Origin of the sequence: Lentzea sp. NPDC060358, assembly GCF_042725365.1 — a bacterium.
GTDB lineage: Bacteria > Actinomycetota > Actinomycetes > Mycobacteriales > Pseudonocardiaceae > Lentzea.
In genome coordinates, this window is record NZ_JBHXCW010000197.1 from 1 (window position 1) to 14,742 (window position 14,742).

12 protein-coding genes and 1 tRNA gene are annotated in these 14,742 nt (G+C 69.3%); 8 read left to right on the top strand and 5 right to left on the bottom strand.

Annotated elements, in window-relative coordinates; translation table 11 throughout:
• Nucleotides 1–227 precede the first annotated feature (227 nt).
• The 4 genes from ACFWGZ_RS31160 to ACFWGZ_RS31175 all read right to left on the bottom strand — a co-directional run bounded on the left by ACFWGZ_RS31160 (nt 228) and on the right by ACFWGZ_RS31175 (nt 2,816).
• Nucleotides 228–884 carry an NAD(P)H-binding protein gene (locus ACFWGZ_RS31160; RefSeq protein WP_382455162.1) on the bottom strand — a complete coding sequence of 219 codons (657 nt, stop codon included), beginning with the start codon at nt 882–884 and terminating at the stop codon, nt 228–230.
• 15 nt (nt 885–899) lie between these two features.
• Nucleotides 900–1,517, bottom strand: coding sequence for a hypothetical protein (locus tag ACFWGZ_RS31165; RefSeq protein ID WP_382455163.1), 618 nt, complete (start codon nt 1,515–1,517; stop codon nt 900–902).
• Between the two features lie 315 nt (nt 1,518–1,832).
• Nucleotides 1,833–2,645 carry an NADP-dependent oxidoreductase gene (locus ACFWGZ_RS31170; RefSeq protein ID WP_382455164.1) on the bottom strand — a complete coding sequence of 271 codons (813 nt, stop codon included), beginning with the start codon at nt 2,643–2,645 and terminating at the stop codon, nt 1,833–1,835.
• Between the two features lie 88 nt (nt 2,646–2,733).
• Nucleotides 2,734–2,816, bottom strand: a tRNA-Leu gene (locus ACFWGZ_RS31175).
• 116 nt (nt 2,817–2,932) lie between these two features.
• On the opposite strand from ACFWGZ_RS31175, the gene ACFWGZ_RS31180 reads away from it, so the two are divergent.
• From ACFWGZ_RS31180 to pknB, 7 genes are read left to right on the top strand one after another with little or no spacing between them, the layout of a single operon-like run.
• Nucleotides 2,933–4,180: a DUF3662 and FHA domain-containing protein gene (locus ACFWGZ_RS31180; RefSeq protein WP_382455165.1), complete on the top strand. Its 1,248-nt coding sequence runs from the start codon at nt 2,933–2,935 to the stop codon at nt 4,178–4,180.
• Nucleotides 4,181–4,231: 51 nt separating this feature from the next.
• The gene (locus ACFWGZ_RS31185; RefSeq protein WP_030465595.1) at nt 4,232–4,693 is read left to right on the top strand and encodes an FHA domain-containing protein; all 462 of its coding nucleotides are present in this window, start codon (nt 4,232–4,234) and stop codon (nt 4,691–4,693) included.
• Nucleotides 4,690–6,129, top strand: coding sequence for a PP2C family protein-serine/threonine phosphatase (locus ACFWGZ_RS31190; protein ID WP_382455166.1), 1,440 nt, complete (start codon nt 4,690–4,692; stop codon nt 6,127–6,129). Before ACFWGZ_RS31185 ends, ACFWGZ_RS31190 begins: the two co-directional genes overlap by 4 nt.
• A gap of 3 nt (nt 6,130–6,132) precedes the next feature.
• Nucleotides 6,133–7,605, top strand: coding sequence for an FtsW/RodA/SpoVE family cell cycle protein (locus ACFWGZ_RS31195; protein ID WP_382455167.1), 1,473 nt, complete (start codon nt 6,133–6,135; stop codon nt 7,603–7,605).
• Nucleotides 7,602–9,074, top strand: a complete 1,473-nt coding sequence (locus ACFWGZ_RS31200) for a peptidoglycan D,D-transpeptidase FtsI family protein (protein ID WP_382455168.1) — start codon at nt 7,602–7,604, stop codon at nt 9,072–9,074. Before ACFWGZ_RS31195 ends, ACFWGZ_RS31200 begins: the two co-directional genes overlap by 4 nt.
• Entirely contained in the window at nt 9,074–10,531 is a 1,458-nt protein-coding gene (locus ACFWGZ_RS31205; protein WP_382455169.1) for a serine/threonine-protein kinase, read from the top strand. Before ACFWGZ_RS31200 ends, ACFWGZ_RS31205 begins: the two co-directional genes overlap by 1 nt.
• Before the next feature lie 55 nt (nt 10,532–10,586).
• Nucleotides 10,587–12,587: a Stk1 family PASTA domain-containing Ser/Thr kinase gene (gene pknB / locus ACFWGZ_RS31210; RefSeq protein ID WP_382455170.1), complete on the top strand. Its 2,001-nt coding sequence runs from the start codon at nt 10,587–10,589 to the stop codon at nt 12,585–12,587.
• Nucleotides 12,588–12,638: 51 nt separating this feature from the next.
• On the opposite strand, the gene ACFWGZ_RS31215 is transcribed toward pknB, so the two are convergent.
• On the bottom strand, nt 12,639–13,280 hold the full coding sequence (locus ACFWGZ_RS31215; RefSeq protein WP_382455171.1) for an aminodeoxychorismate/anthranilate synthase component II: 642 nt from the start codon (nt 13,278–13,280) through the stop codon (nt 12,639–12,641).
• A gap of 77 nt (nt 13,281–13,357) precedes the next feature.
• Here ACFWGZ_RS31215 and ACFWGZ_RS31220 point away from each other — a divergent pair, with 77 nt between their 5' ends.
• The gene (locus tag ACFWGZ_RS31220) at nt 13,358–14,698 is read left to right on the top strand and encodes an FAD-dependent oxidoreductase (protein WP_382455172.1); all 1,341 of its coding nucleotides are present in this window, start codon (nt 13,358–13,360) and stop codon (nt 14,696–14,698) included.
• Nucleotides 14,699–14,742 lie beyond the last annotated feature (44 nt).

The following is a 14,742-nucleotide window of genomic DNA, read 5'->3' on the forward strand; positions in this document are numbered from 1 at the left end:
ACCAGCCGCCCGCCCCTGCGCGAGCGATCCTCCCGGATCTCGAACACCGCAACACCCCGGCAACTCAGGCATTGCAACGACCACTAGAACCCAAGAGATTGCCGGGGGTCTGGGGGCAGCGCCCCCAGGTGGAAGCAAGCAAGGCGACAGCACGCCCGCAAGAGGGGAACGCCACGCACCAGGGGAACGCACCAAGGAACGCACCAGGGAAACGAGCCAGGGCCCGCTCAAAGAACAGCCCGAACAGCATCCCCAACAGCGGTAGACCCGTTGACCAACTCCAACGTCTTCCCCACCGTGTTCCGAGCCGAAAGCAGCTCAGCCACCACAGCGGCAACATCGGCACGGGTGACCGACCCCCGGGGCAATCGGGGCTCAGCCAGCGTGACCAACCCGGTGGCGGGGTCGTTCACCAGCCGCCCGGGCCGCAGAACGGTCCAGTCGAGGTCCCGCCCCCGAAGGTCTTCCTCGGCCATCTTCTTGGCCTTGAGGTACACGGCGAACTCGGGATCCACGTCCGGCGACTCGGCGGACTCGATCCCGACGGACGAGATCTGGACGAACCGCCGCACCCCCGCCTCCACGGCGGCGGAGGCGAACAGGGCGGCGGCCCCGTAGTCCACGGTGTCCTTGCGGGCGGCGCCGGATCCGGCGCCCGCACCGGCGGCGAACACTGCCGCGTCTGCGCCGTTCAAATACGCGGCGACCGAGTCCAGGTCCTCGGACTCCAGGTCGCACAACACCGGAACGGCTCCGGCTGACTGCACATCACCAAAATGATCGGGATTGCGGACCAGTGCGGTGGCGGCGTCTCCACGAGCGGCCAGCTGCTGCTCCAGAAGCAGCGCGATCTGCCCGTGTCCGCCGGCTATGACTACTCGCATAGGTCCGACCGTAGATCAGGAAGCGGCGGCGAGCACCTGCTCGTAGACGAGCTCGTTGACCCAGCGGGTGATGGCGGTGTCCTCGGAGGGCACGGTCTCCTGGCGGCCGGTCACGTCGACCGAGAGGTCGAGCTCGCTGTCGGCGAGCAGCACCGAGACGCCGTAGCGGCGGACGCGGGGCAGGCCGTTCGCGAGGTAGTCGTGCGAGAAGGCGACCGACTCGGGCAGGACGACCGCGGCGTTGCCGTAGCGGGCGAAGGGGACGGCGGACGCGAGCGCGGTGCGCCAGTGGCGGGCGACGGCCAGGACGCCGACGATGCGGACGGCGGCCGGCGGGACGCGGCCTTCCATCTCCGGCCACACCCACGTGGAGACGGTGGTCTTGTCGGCCTCGGGAGCGGCACCCACGCACACGCGCTCGGCGTGGGCGTCGGCCATCAGCTCGGCCACGACGACGACCTTGCGGCCCATGAGGACCATCTCGGGGAGGACGACGCCGTGCCAGCCGAGGCGGATCGCCGCGGCGGCTGCCAACTCCTCGACGGACGCGGGCAGTTCCGGAACCGGGACCGGGGTCGTCGACAGACCGTTCGAGCTGTCGAGGGCCGCGATCCTTGCTGGGGTGCTGCTCACGCCAGTGCCTCCTCGTCACCCGCGGCGGGCGATCCGCCGCGTTTCGACTCGTGCTCCGGATAAGAGTTAGCAGGAAGCGCACGGCCCGCCCCCAGGTCACAGGACCCCCTGCGATCGACGGCGCCGACCGGTCGGTGACCGGTCGAAGAGCGGCGCGGGGAGTTCGGTCCTGCAATGCTGCCGTCTGGGTGACGTTGCGCCGGATGGACGCACGAAAAGACCTGCTCAAAGTGGGTACATCACGCGTGAGTGGAATTCGGCGGGCACCGCTGGGCGGCGCCGTTCGCCGACCGTTCACCGCGCCAGAACGACCACCTACATGATGATCACGGTCTTGCCGGGCCCACGACCTGCGAAAACGTCCACGGCCCCGCGCAACGGCAGACGGCGCGAAATGGGCACTTCCAGGTCACCGGCCAGCACCAACGCCGCGAGGTGCTCGAGCGCGGCCCTCGACCCCTTCATGCCGAAGTTCTGGGCGGCGTCGCTGGACACGTAGTTCGTGTTGAACGCCAACGGCGCGTAGCGCGCGTTCGCCTCGAACGACGAGCGGTCGGTGCTCACGAGATCGATGAGCGCGTCGGCCTCCACGAGGGAGTCGCCGCGGCCGACGGGGATCACGCGCTTGCCGGCCGCGCGGGCGACCTGCACGGCGAACGACCCCACACCGCCGGAGGCACCGACGATCAGGACGGACTCCGCGGCGCCCAGCGCCTCGACCAACTGCACCGCCGTCATGCCGGCGGTGGGCAACGCGGCGGCGATCGCGGGATCGAGGCCTTGCGGGATCGGCGCCAACGCGTTCGACGCCGGAACTGTGACGTACTCGGCGTATGTGCCGATGCCGACGGGGCGGTGGAAGAACGTTCCGAAAATCCTCTCTCCGGAACCGATCACCTCACCCGCACCATCAGTTCCGGGAACCAACGGGAACCGGTGTTCGCCCGACCCCCGGAACATTCCGTCCACCACTTTGCGGTCGAACGGGTTGACGCTCGCCGCCAGCAGTCGCACCTTCAGCTCGCCGGGACCCGGTTCGGGTTCGGGGAGCTCGACGAGCTCCAGCTCCGCGCCGAAGTCCGCCGCCGCCATCGCCCACATGCGCGCCCCCGAACGAGTGACAGACATCACCTGTTGGATCAAGGAATCCGATACAGCCCATCAACGAAAGAACCCCTCTCGCGATTCCGCGAGAGGGGTTCTTTCTGTCATTGAGTGGGCAAGGGGGGAGTTGAACCCCCACGTCCTTTCGGACACACGGACCTGAACCGTGCGCGTCTGCCATTCCGCCACTTGCCCTGGCGACGAGAGGAACACTAGCACGCACCCAAACCAGGTTCCTAATCGCCCCCTGTAGGCGTGGTCGTACCCGGATACGATCGGTGCAGGAGCCCGTCCGAGCGGAAGGAGTCGACATGGGCCTGCAACGCTTCGAGCGCAAGCTCGAGGGCATGGTCGGCAACACCTTCGCGCGGGTGTTCGGCGGCAACGTCGTGCCCCAAGAGGTGGCACAGGCGCTGCAACGGGAGGGTGACAGCAACATCCGCGAGCTCGCGGGTGGCAGACTGCTAGCCCCCAACCACTACAAAGTGTTGCTCGGCGCCCAGGACCACGAGCGTCTTGCGGGCGACGAGCAGGATGAACTACGCATCACCCAGCTACTCGCAGAGGGCCTGCGGGAGCACCTGGCCGAGTCCGGATGGGATACCTATGGTGACGTCGTAGTCTCCCTGGAGCGCTCCGAGGCGCTGCACACCGGACAGTTCCGAACCAGCTCGTCCGTCGACCCCGACGTGAAAGCGGCCAGCCGACGGTCAGCACCACCTCGCACCGCAGGAGACCGATCCATGAGCCAGCCACCCGGCTACGGACAAGGACAGGGCCAGCCCGGCCAGGACCCTTATGGTCAGGGCGGCTACGGCCAGCAGGGCTACGACCAGCAGGGTTATGGCCAGCAGCAGGGCTACGGCCAGCAGCAGGGCTATGACCAGGGCTACGGCCAGCAAGGCGGCTACGACCAGGGCTACGGCCAGCAGGGCGGCGGCTACGGCGGCGGCCAGCAGGGCTATGACCAGGGGTACGGCGGCGGCCAGCAGCAGCAGGGCTACGACCAGGGGTACGGCGGCGGCCAGCAGGGCGGCGGCGGGTACGACCAGGGTTACGGCCAGCAGCAGGGCTACGGCCAGCAGGGCTACGACCAGGGTTACGGCGGCGGCCAGCAGGGCGGCGGCTACGACCAGGGCTACGGCCAGCAGGGCGGGTACGACCAGGGTTACGGCCAGCAGCAGGGCTACGGCCAGCAGGGCGGCGGCTACGACCAGGGCTACAACCAGGGCGGATACGCTCCGCCGGCCACCCAGGGCGCCAACCGCCAGCTCAACGCGACGCTGCACCTCGACGACGGTTCCAACCGCACGTACAACCTCAAGCAGGGTGGAAACGTCGTAGGACGTGGGCAGGAAGCCGACTTCCGCCTCCCGGACACCGGGGTCTCCAGGCGGCACCTGGAAATCTCGTGGGACGGGCAGAATGCGATGCTCGCGGATCTCGGTTCGACCAACGGCACCACGGTGAACGGCACGCCAGTGCAGACTTGGCAGCTCGCGGAAGGCGACGTCGTCCGCATCGGCCACTCGTCACTGGTCTTCCGCACCGCGGGCTAGAGGTCGACACGGGCGTCGGTAAGCAACTCAAGGCAGGAGCGGTTACAACCGGTGCCAGAGCTGGTGATGCAGCTGACCAGAGCGGGCTTTCTCGTGCTCCTCTGGCTCTTTGTGCTGGCCGCCCTACGTGTGGTCCGCTCTGATCTCTACGCAGCCTCAGGGCTCCGGGCGTCAGGTCTGCCCGGATTCCGGAGGTCCGAGAAGTCGGCGAGGGGAAGCAAGGCGCCTCGGCAACTCGTGGTCACCCACGGGGCGCTGACCGGCACCCGCATCTCGCTCGACGGCAGGCCGATCCTGATCGGCCGCGCTGACGACTCCACTCTCGTCCTGGACGACGACTTCGCGTCGACCAGGCACGCGAGGCTGTCCATGCGCGGTACCGACTGGTACGTGGAGGACCTCGGCTCCACGAACGGCACCTACCTAGACCGAGCCAAGGTCACCGCACCCCTGCGCGTACCTCTCGGCACCCCGATCCGCATTGGCAAAACGGTGATCGAGCTGCGCTCATGACCTTGGTTCTCCGATACGCGGCCCGCAGCGACAGGGGCCTGGTTCGTTCCAACAACCAGGACTCCGTGTACGCGGGCCCCCGCCTGCTCGCAGTCGCCGACGGCATGGGTGGCCACGCCGCCGGTGAAGTCGCGAGCAAGGTGGTCATCGCCTCGCTGGCCCACGTCGACGACGACGAGCCGGGCGACGACCTCCTCGGCAAGCTCCGCGACGCGGTCGCGGCCGGCAACGGCGCCATCTCCGAGCTCGTCACGAGCGACCCGGACCTGGAAGGCATGGGCACCACGCTCACGGCCATCCTGTTCGCGGGCAACCGCCTCGGGCTCGTGCACATCGGCGACTCGCGTGCCTACCTCCTGAGGGAGGGCACCTTCGCGCAGATCACGCACGACGACACGTTCGTCCAGTCGTTGATCGACGAGGGCCGGATCACGCCGGACGAGGCCGCCACGCACCCGCAGCGCTCGCTGCTGCTGCGCGCGCTGACGGGCCACGACTTCGAGCCGAGCCTCACCGTGCGCGAAGCGCGCTCCGGTGACAGGTTCCTGCTCTGCTCGGACGGCCTGTCCGGCGTCGTGAGCCTGGAGACGCTCGACGAGGCGATCCGCATCCCCGACCCGCAGGCGTGCGCGGACCGGATGATCGAGCTCGCGCTGAAGGGCGGCGGTCCCGACAACGTCACGGTGATCGTGGCGGACGTCCAGGACGTCGACTTCGGCGACGACTACCCGATCGTCGGCGGCGCGGCCGGTGACGGCAGCGAGGAGCACAACACCCCTCCGGACTCCGCTGCCTCGCGCGCGGCGACGCTCACGCAGCAGCGCCCGCCCGTGCCGCAGCGCATGGAGGCTCCTCCCCCGCCGCCGCAGGACCCGAAGCGCAAGAAGCGCAACACGATCAAGGCGATCGCGATCGTCTTCGTGCTGCTGCTCCTCGCCGCGGTCGTGGCGGTCGGCGGCAAGCTGTGGCTCAACACGCAGTACTACGTGGGCGCCACCGAGGACGGCCAGGTCGCGATCTTCCGCGGGCTCAACGGCAGCGTGCTCGGCTTCAAGCTGTCGTCCAAGATCGAGGACTCGTGCCCGCCCGGATCGACGGGCTGCACTCCGATCACGCTGAAGGACCTGCAGGAGGCCGGTCGCAAGACCATCACCGCCGGCATCCGCAGCGACAACGGCCTCGACGGGGCGCGCGCCGCGGTCCGGTTGCTGCGCACGGAGCACATGCTGCCGCTGTGCCGGGACACGTCGTCGACGTCGACCACCACGACGACGGCGCCCCCGACGACGACCAGCGCGCCGTCCAGCTCCACCTCGTCGAGCTCCACGAGCGCCCCGCCGCCCAACGGTTCGCCGAACCCGGAGACGGGGTCCACCGAGCCTTCGCTCACGCCCCCGCAGCAGAAGCCGGGTGTGGAATGCCGGGAGGGTCCGTAGTTGATGGGCTCGCCCGTCCCCACCGGGGAAGGTTCACCAGGCGCGTCGGCGGCGACCGGCACGTCGCCAGGGCTGCGGGCGCCGACGAGGCGCGGCACCGAACTGGTGATGCTGTCGTTCGCGGCCGGACTCGTGACGCTGGCCCTGATCCTGGTCGAACTCAACCAGGAGCGCTCGCTGAGCCTGAGGATCCTCTACCTCGGTCTCGCGTACCTCGCGCTGTTCGCGTGCGCCCACCTCGCCGTGCGCCGGTGGGCCCCCTACGCCGACCCGGCGATCCTGCCGTGCGTCGCGCTGCTCAACGGGCTCGGCCTGGTGGTCATCCACCGGATCGACCTCGCCATGGAGGGCACCGTCTTCCCGGACGGCTCGACGTGGGACCCGGTGGCGTTCAAGCAGGTCATCTGGACCGCCATCGGGTTGTTGCTGTTCGCGGCGACGCTGAAGTTCCTCACCGACCACCGGATGCTGGCGCGGTTCGGCTACACGTTCGGCCTGATCGGGCTGGTCGCGCTGCTGCTGCCCGGTGTGCTGCCCGGCTTCATCGCGCCGACGATCAACGGCGCGAAGATCTGGCTGCGCATCGGCCCGTTGTCGATCCAGCCGGGTGAGTTCGCCAAGATCCTGCTGATGGTCTTCTTCGCCGCGTTCCTGGTGTCGAAGCGGGACCTGTTCACCGTGGCGGGCCGCCGGTTCCTCGGCATGGACCTGCCGCGCGCCCGCGACCTCGGCCCGCTGTTCGCGGCGTGGGGCGTCACGGTCGCGGTCATGGTGCTGCAGAAGGACCTGGGTTCCTCGCTGCTGTTCTTCGGCATCGTGCTCGTGCTGCTCTACGTCGCCACCGAACGCGCGGCGTGGGTCGTGCTCGGCCTCGGCCTGTTCGCCGGTGGCGCGGTCGTCGCGTGGAAGCTCTTCACGCACGTCCAGCAGCGCGTGGCGAACTGGCAGGACCCGATCGCGCGCTACGAGGTGATCGGTGGCGGCTACCAGATCTCGCAGTCGCTCTTCGGTCTCGCGACCGGCGGGATCGGCGGCGCGGGCCTCGGTGCCGGCCGTCCCGAGATGATCCCCGAGGCGAACACCGACTTCATCACCGCCGTGATCGGCGAGGAGCTCGGGTTCGTCGGCTTCGCGGCGCTGCTGCTGGTCTACATGGTCTTCGCGTTGCGCGGCCTGCGCAGCGCCATCTCCGTGCGCGACAGCTTCGGCAAGCTGCTCGGCGGCGGCCTGGCGTTCGCGGTCTGCTTCCAGGTGTTCATCGTCGTCGGCGGTGTCACCAAGCTGATCCCGATGACCGGTATCACCGCGCCGTTCCTGTCCTACGGCGGTTCGTCGCTGCTCGCGAACTACATCCTGGTCGCGCTGCTGCTGCGGATCTCCGCCGCGGCGAGGTCCCCGCAGCGGGCCCCGAAGCCGAAGCCGCAGCAACCGGCCATCGCCGACCAGCACACTGTGATGGTGGAGCGTCCCAAATGAACACACCGCTCCGCCGCGTCGGCATGGCCATGATGGTCATGATCCTGCTGCTCCTGGGCAACGCCACCTGGGTCCAGGTGATCAACGCCGACGAGTGGCGCAAGAACGCGTACAACCGCCGCGTGCTGCTCGACGAGTACGCCCGCAAGCGCGGTCTGATCACCGTCGCCGACGGCACGGTGATCGCGGACGTCAAGGAGACGACGGACCGCCTGCGGTTCCTGCGCACCTACAACAACGGCCCGGTCTACGCGCCCGTCACCGGCTACCTGTCGGTCACCTACGGCACCTCCGGCATGGAGCGCGCCGAGAACGACCTGCTGAACGGCTCGGACGACCGGCTGCTGGCCCGCCGGATCTCCGCGCTAATCACCGGTCGCGACCCGGTGGGCGGCAACGTCCAGCTGACCCTCGACTCGAAGGTGCAGCAGACCGCGTACGACCAGCTGACCGCGAAGGGCTTCACCGGCTCGGTCGTCGCGATCAAGCCGGAGACCGGCGAGATCCTCGCGATGGCGAGCACGCCGTCCTACGACCCGAACGCCCTGGCGAGCCACGACCCGAACGCGCAGGCGTCCGCGTGGAAGCAGCTCACCGCCAAGGAGTCGAACGACCCGCTGGTCAACCGGGCGACGCAGGCGCTGTACCCGGCCGGGTCGACGCTGAAGGTCGTGGTGGCCGCGGCCGCGCTCGCCGACGGCAAGAACAAGGACTCGCAGTACACGGCCAAGGGCACCGTGAAGCTGCCGAACACGCAGACGGACCTGCCGAACTTCAACGGCACCCCGTGCGGCCCCGGTGAGACGGTGTCGATGGAGACCGCGCTCGCCAAGTCGTGCAACACGGCGTTCGGCGAGATGGCGGGCCAGGTCGGTGCGAACAAGCTGCGCCGGCAGGCGGAGAAGTTCGGCTTCAACGACCCGGACCTCACCGTGCCGCTGGCCGTCGAGACCTCGACCCTGGGCGCGATCCCGGATGAGGCGGCGCTCTGGCAGACCGGCATCGGCCAGCGCGACGTGCAGATCACCCCGCTCGAGAACGCGGTGATCTCGGCGACGATCGCCAACGGCGGCAAGCGCATGCAGCCGTACCTCGTGTCGAAGGTGCTCGGCCCGGACCTGAAGTCGATCGGCGACACCAAGCCCGACGAGGTCGACACCGCGATGAGCTCGGCGAACGCGAGCGCGCTGCGCGACATGATGATCCAGTCGGAGATCAACACCGGTGGCGAGGGGCGCCTGCAGAACGTGCAGGTGGCCTCGAAGACCGGTACCGCCGAGCACGGTGCGAAGCCGCTCGAGAACAAGCCGCACGCCTGGTACATCGCGTTCGCCCCGGCGCAGAAGCCGGAGATCGCGATCGCGGTCATCGTCGAGGACGGTGGCGACCGCGGTCTGGGTGCCACCGGTGGCAAGGTCGCAGCGCCCATCGGGCGCGCCGTGATGAACGCGTACCTGGCAGGTCGCTGATGCTGACCACGGGCCAGCTCCTCGCCGACCGCTACCGCCTCTCCCGGCGGATCGCGGTCGGTGGCATGGGCGAGGTCTGGGAGGCGGCCGACGACCGGCTCGACCGCCGGGTCGCGGTGAAGGTGCTCAAGGCCGAACTCTCGGGCGACCCCGAGTTCCTGCACCGCTTCCGCACCGAGGCGCGGATGACCGCGTCGCTCAACCACCCCGGCATCGCGTCGGTGCACGACTACGGCGAGACCGCGTCGATCGCGGACGGACCGGAGGACACGGCCTACCTCGTGATGGAGCTCGTCGAGGGCGAGCCGCTCGCGACGATCATCTCGCGGGGCAGGCTCACCGCCGAGGTGACGCTCGACCTGCTGGAGCAGACCGGCAACGCGTTGCAGGCGGCCCACGAACGCGGGCTCGTGCACCGGGACGTGAAGCCGGGCAACATCATGGTCACGCCGTCGGGGAAGGTGAAGATCACCGACTTCGGCATCGCGAAGGCCGTGGACGCGGCCCCCGTGACGCGGTCCGGCATGGTGATGGGCACCGCGCACTACATCGCTCCGGAGCAGGCTCTCGGGGGCGAGGCCGAACCGGCGAGCGACGTCTACTCGTTGGCCGTGTGCGGCTACGAGTGCCTGGCGGGGCACCGGCCGTTCCTGTCGGACAACGCGGTGACCGTCGCGATGATGCACATCCGCGACATCGCGCCGCCGTTGCCGCCGGACGTGCCGCCGGGCGCGCGGGCGTTGATCGAGGCGACGCTGGTGAAGGACCCGCGGCAGCGCTACCGGACCGGTGGCGAGTTCGCGGCCGCCGTCAGCGCCGTGCGGGTGGGCCAGCCGCTGCCGACGCCGTCGGGGTTCTCGATGCCCCAGGTGGTGCAGCAGCAGGTTCCGCAACAGGCTCCGCCACCTCCCCAGGTGTCGCAGCCGCTGCCGATCCCGGCGCAGTCGCCGCACCACCCGACGGGACCGGTTCGTCTCGGAACCCCGCCGGGAATGCCGCAGCCGCACCAGGCCGCCACGTTCACCCCCATGCCGACCCCACCGGGGAGAAACCGGACCGTCATCTGGGTTATGGTCGGTTTCCTGGTGACCGTGCTGCTGGTGCTCGGCGTGGTCGTCCTGTGGAAGTTGACCATGCAGTCGAACGACGGCAACGGGCAAGGTGGCCGGCCGACGTCCAGCTCGGCGAACGCGAACCCGCCGGCGAACGGGCAGCAACGGCCCGACTCCGCCGACCGGCTGCCCGGCAGCGCGTCGAAGCTGCTCGACGAGGACGACTACATCGGCCGTTCCGGCGACGAGGTCAGGAACGACCTGATCGACCACGGCTTGGAGCCCAAGGTGCAGAGCGCCCAGGGCACGTCGCCGGGCGACCTGAGGAAGTGCCGAGTCACCGCCATCGCGCCGACAGGCGAGGTGCCGGCGGGCTCGGAGGTGAAGGTGACGTGCGCGCCATGAGCAAGATCAGAACCGACTTGGGAACACCGTCGACGAGGAGCGGGACGAAGCACCGATGAGCACTCCACGACTGCTCTCAAACCGCTACGAACTGGGTGAGACCCTCGGGTACGGCGGCATGTCCGAGGTCCACAAGGGGCGGGACGTCCGCCTCGGCCGAGACGTGGCGATCAAGGTGCTGCGCGCTGACCTCGCCCGCGACACCCAGTTCCAGGAGCGCTTCCGGCGCGAGGCGCAGAACTCGGCCGCACTGAACCACCCGGCGATCGTCGCCGTCTACGACACCGGTGAGACACAGACCGAGTACGGCCCGCTGCCCTACATCGTGATGGAGTTCGTCGACGGACGAACGCTGCGCGACATAGTGAAGACGCAGGGCCCGTTGTCGGGCAAGCGCGCGATGGAGGTCATGGCCGACGTGTCGGCCGCCCTCGACTTCAGCCACCGGCACGGCATCATCCACCGCGACGTGAAGCCGGCCAACGTGATGATCACGAAGTCCGGTGCCGTGAAGGTGATGGACTTCGGCATCGCCCGTGCCCTGCACGACGGCCAGGCCGCCGTCACGCAGACGGCGGCGGTGATCGGCACGGCCCAGTACCTGTCGCCGGAGCAGGCGCGCGGCGAGTCCGTCGACGGCCGTTCCGACGTCTACGCCGCGGGCTGCGTGCTGTTCGAGCTGCTGACCGGGGAGCCGCCGTTCACCGGTGACTCGCCCGTCGCGGTCGCGTACCAGCACGTGCGGGAGGACCCGAAGGCCCCGTCGCAGCTCAACCCGAAGGTGTCGCCGCAGCTCGACGCGATCGTGCTGAAGGCGATGTCGAAGGGCCCGGCGAACCGCTACCAGTCGGCCGCGGAGATGCGCGCCGACCTGGTCCGCGTGCTGTCGGGCCAGCGCCCGTCCGCTCCGGCCGTCATGACCGCCGAGGACCGCACCGCCGTGATGAACGAGCAGGCGCGGGCCCCTCGCACGCAGGTCGTGTCCGGTGGCGGCAGGCACCGCCCGGCGGCGCTCAAGTCGGAGCCGGACGACGACTACGACCCGCTCGCCGACGAGGAAGAAGAGCGTCGCGCGAAGCGCAAGAAGGCCATCATGGTCACGCTGGTGGTGATCCTGTGCGTGGCGGTGCTCGGTCTCGCCGCGTGGATCACCTCGAACGTGATGAACTCCGGCAGCGAGGCCACCGAGAAGGCGAGCATCCCGTCGATCGTGGGCCTCAGTCCGTTGGAGGCCAAGGAGAACATCAGGAAGGCGGGGCTCATCGCCGCGCAGGAGGACGTCGCCTGCGAACCCGGCCCGAACGGCGCCGCGGCGAAGTGCAACGCCGACCAGATCAACAAGGTGATCGGCACGAACCCGCCGGAGGGCACCCAGGTCACCAAGGGGTCGACGGTCACGATCTCCGTCGGCGCGCCTCCCGGTGAGGGCACCGTGCCGGACCTCGTGGGCAAGACGCCGCAGGAGGCCCAGGCGATCCTGGACAAGGACCCGAACGGCTTCAAGCTGACGCAGGCCGCCGACCAGGTCGAGGTCGACGACGCGAGCAAGGCCGGCAAGGTCGCGGGCCAGAACCCGGCGAGTGGCCTGAAGCTCAAGAAGGGCGGCCAGATCACCATCCAGCTCGGCAGGGCACCGGACAAGGTGAACGTGCCGAACGTCATCGGGTCCAGCGTGGACGACGCGCGCCAGACGTTGATCGGCTCGGGCTTCAAGGTCAACGTCGAGGACGTCGACAGCCCGAAGGACAAGGACGAGGTCCTCTCGCAGACGCCGACCGGCAACACCAAGGTGGCCAAGGACACCACGGTCACGCTGAAGATCTCGAGGGGCAACCAGCTGGAGATGCCCGACCTGACCGGCCTGACGCAGAGGGAAGCCGAGACCAAGCTCAAGTCGCTGGGCTGGAACGGCAACCTGAACGTCGAGGAGCAGCAGGTCACCAACCCGCAGCAGAAGGACAAGATCCTCACGCAGAACCCCGCGCGGGGTCAGGCGTTCGGCAAGGGCTCGACGGTGACGATCACGGTCGCGAAGTTCGGGATCATCACGTCCTAGCCCACCCGCTTCTCGAGGGCGGCTTCCCCGCGGGGAGGCCGCCCTTTCGCGTTACTGGCGCGCCGCGGCGGCGAGGGTGCGCATGCCGTTCTCGAGCTGCGCGACCGTGGCCTCAGGGACCTCGAACCCGCAGGTCCGCAACCAGTTGGCGAGCATGCGGTGGCCGCCGTCGGTCAGCACCGACTCGGGGTGGAACTGCACGCCCTCGACGGGGAGCTCCCGGTGGCGCATGCCCATCACGATGCCGCTCTCGGTCCTGCCCGTGATCTCGAACTCGGCGGGGATCGTCTCCGGCAGCACCGTCAGCGAGTGGTAGCGGGTCGCGATGAACGGCTGCGGCACGCCCGCGAGCACGCCCTGGCCCTCGTGGAAGACGATGCTCGTCTTGCCGTGCAGCAACTCGGGCGCGCGGTCGACCGTCGCACCCCAGACCACACCGATGGCCTGGTGGCCGAGGCACACGCCGAAGACGGGCTTGCCGGTCTCGGCGCACTGCTTGATGACGTCGATGCTCGCGCCGGCGCGCTCCGGTGTGCCGGGCCCTGGGCTGACGAGCACCCCGTCGACCTGGCCGATCTCGTCGAGGTCCACCTCGTCGTTGCGCCTGACCACGCACTCCGCACCCAGCTGGGCCAGGTACTGGACGAGGTTGTAGACGAAGCTGTCGTAGTTGTCGACCACGAGCACGCGCATGTGCGAAGCCTAGTCGGTCGAGTCGAGTGAGTTAGCTCTCGTCTTCAGCCAGGTAAGGCTAACCTAAAATAGGTGTCATGAGTCGCCCCTTGCGCGTCGCGGTCATCGGCGCCGGACCGGCCGGTGTCTACACGGCCGACATCCTGACCAAGTCCGACGCGGACGTGCAGATCGACCTGTTCGACAAGCTGCCGGCCCCCTACGGCCTGGTCCGCTACGGCGTCGCGCCCGACCACCCGCGCATCAAGGGCATCGTCACGGCCCTGCAGAAGGTGCTCGACAAGCCGTCGGTGCGCTTCTTCGGCAACGTCGAGTACGGCGTCGACCTGAAGCTCGACGACCTGCGCCAGCTCTACGACGCCGTGGTGTTCTCGACGGGCGCCTCGTCCGACCGCCCCCTGGACCTCCCCGGCATCGACCTGCCCGGCAGCTACGGCGCGGCGGACTTCGTGTCCTGGTACGACGGTCACCCGGACGTCCCGCGCACCTGGCCCCTGACCGCCACCTCGGTCGCGGTGCTCGGCGTGGGCAACGTCGCCCTGGACGTGGCCCGCATCCTCGCCAAGACGGCAGACGAGCTGCTGGTCACCGAGATCCCGCCGAACGTCCACGAGGGCCTCGCCGCCTCCCCGGTGACCGACGTCCACGTCTTCGGCCGCCGCGGCCCGGCCCAGGCCAAGTTCACCCCGCTGGAACTGCGCGAACTGGACCACTCGCCGAACGTCGAGGTGATCGTCCACGCGGAGGGCATCGAGTTCGACGAGGCCTCGATGCACGCGATCAGGACCAGCAAGCAGGTCGAGATGATCGTGAAGACCCTCCAGGAGTGGGCGATCCGCGACGTCGGCACCCGCCCCCGCCGCCTGCACCTGCACTTCCTCGAAGCCCCGGTGGAGGTGCTCGGCACGTCGTCCGTGACCGGCCTGCGCACCGAGACCCAGGAGCTGACCGGCGACGGCAACGTCCGCGGCACCGGCGTCTTCACCGACTGGGACGTCCAAGCCGTGTACCGCGCCGTCGGCTACCTCTCGACGCACCTGCCCGGCGTCCCGTTCGACCACGTGTCGGGCACGATCCCGCACCTGGCCGGCCGCGTGCTGGACCTGGACGAGGTCCCGATCCCCGGCGTCTACACGACGGGCTGGGTGAAGCGCGGCCCGATCGGCCTGATCGGCCACACCAAGGGCGACGCCCTGGAAACCGTCACCAGCCTGCTGGAGGACGCGGCCGCACTCCCCCGCTGCACGGCTTCGCCGTCGGCGGTCGTCGAGTTCCTGTCCCAGCGCGGCGTCCCGTTCGTGACGAACGAGGGCTGGCGACGGCTCGACCTGCACGAGATGGCGTTGGGCGAGGCGCAGGGCCGTGAACGCGTGAAGGTGGTCCCGCGCGAGGAGATGACGGCGATCTGCCGCGACTGATCCGGGACCCGCGGCTCGAACGGCCTGGTGCCGTTCCCCGATGG

Coding starts and splice junctions, on each gene's coding strand:
- ACFWGZ_RS31195 (WP_382455167.1), top strand. CDS start 6,133: ATGGGCTCGCCCGTCCCCACCGGGGAAGGTTCACCAGGCGCGTCGGCG.
- pknB (WP_382455170.1), top strand. CDS start 10,587: ATGAGCACTCCACGACTGCTCTCAAACCGCTACGAACTGGGTGAGACC.
- ACFWGZ_RS31220 (WP_382455172.1), top strand. CDS start 13,358: ATGAGTCGCCCCTTGCGCGTCGCGGTCATCGGCGCCGGACCGGCCGGT.
- ACFWGZ_RS31190 (WP_382455166.1), top strand. CDS start 4,690: ATGACCTTGGTTCTCCGATACGCGGCCCGCAGCGACAGGGGCCTGGTT.
- ACFWGZ_RS31170 (WP_382455164.1), bottom strand. CDS start 2,645: ATGTCTGTCACTCGTTCGGGGGCGCGCATGTGGGCGATGGCGGCGGCG.
- ACFWGZ_RS31160 (WP_382455162.1), bottom strand. CDS start 884: ATGCGAGTAGTCATAGCCGGCGGACACGGGCAGATCGCGCTGCTTCTG.
- ACFWGZ_RS31200 (WP_382455168.1), top strand. CDS start 7,602: ATGAACACACCGCTCCGCCGCGTCGGCATGGCCATGATGGTCATGATC.
- ACFWGZ_RS31205 (WP_382455169.1), top strand. CDS start 9,074: ATGCTGACCACGGGCCAGCTCCTCGCCGACCGCTACCGCCTCTCCCGG.
- ACFWGZ_RS31215 (WP_382455171.1), bottom strand. CDS start 13,280: ATGCGCGTGCTCGTGGTCGACAACTACGACAGCTTCGTCTACAACCTC.
- ACFWGZ_RS31180 (WP_382455165.1), top strand. CDS start 2,933: ATGGGCCTGCAACGCTTCGAGCGCAAGCTCGAGGGCATGGTCGGCAAC.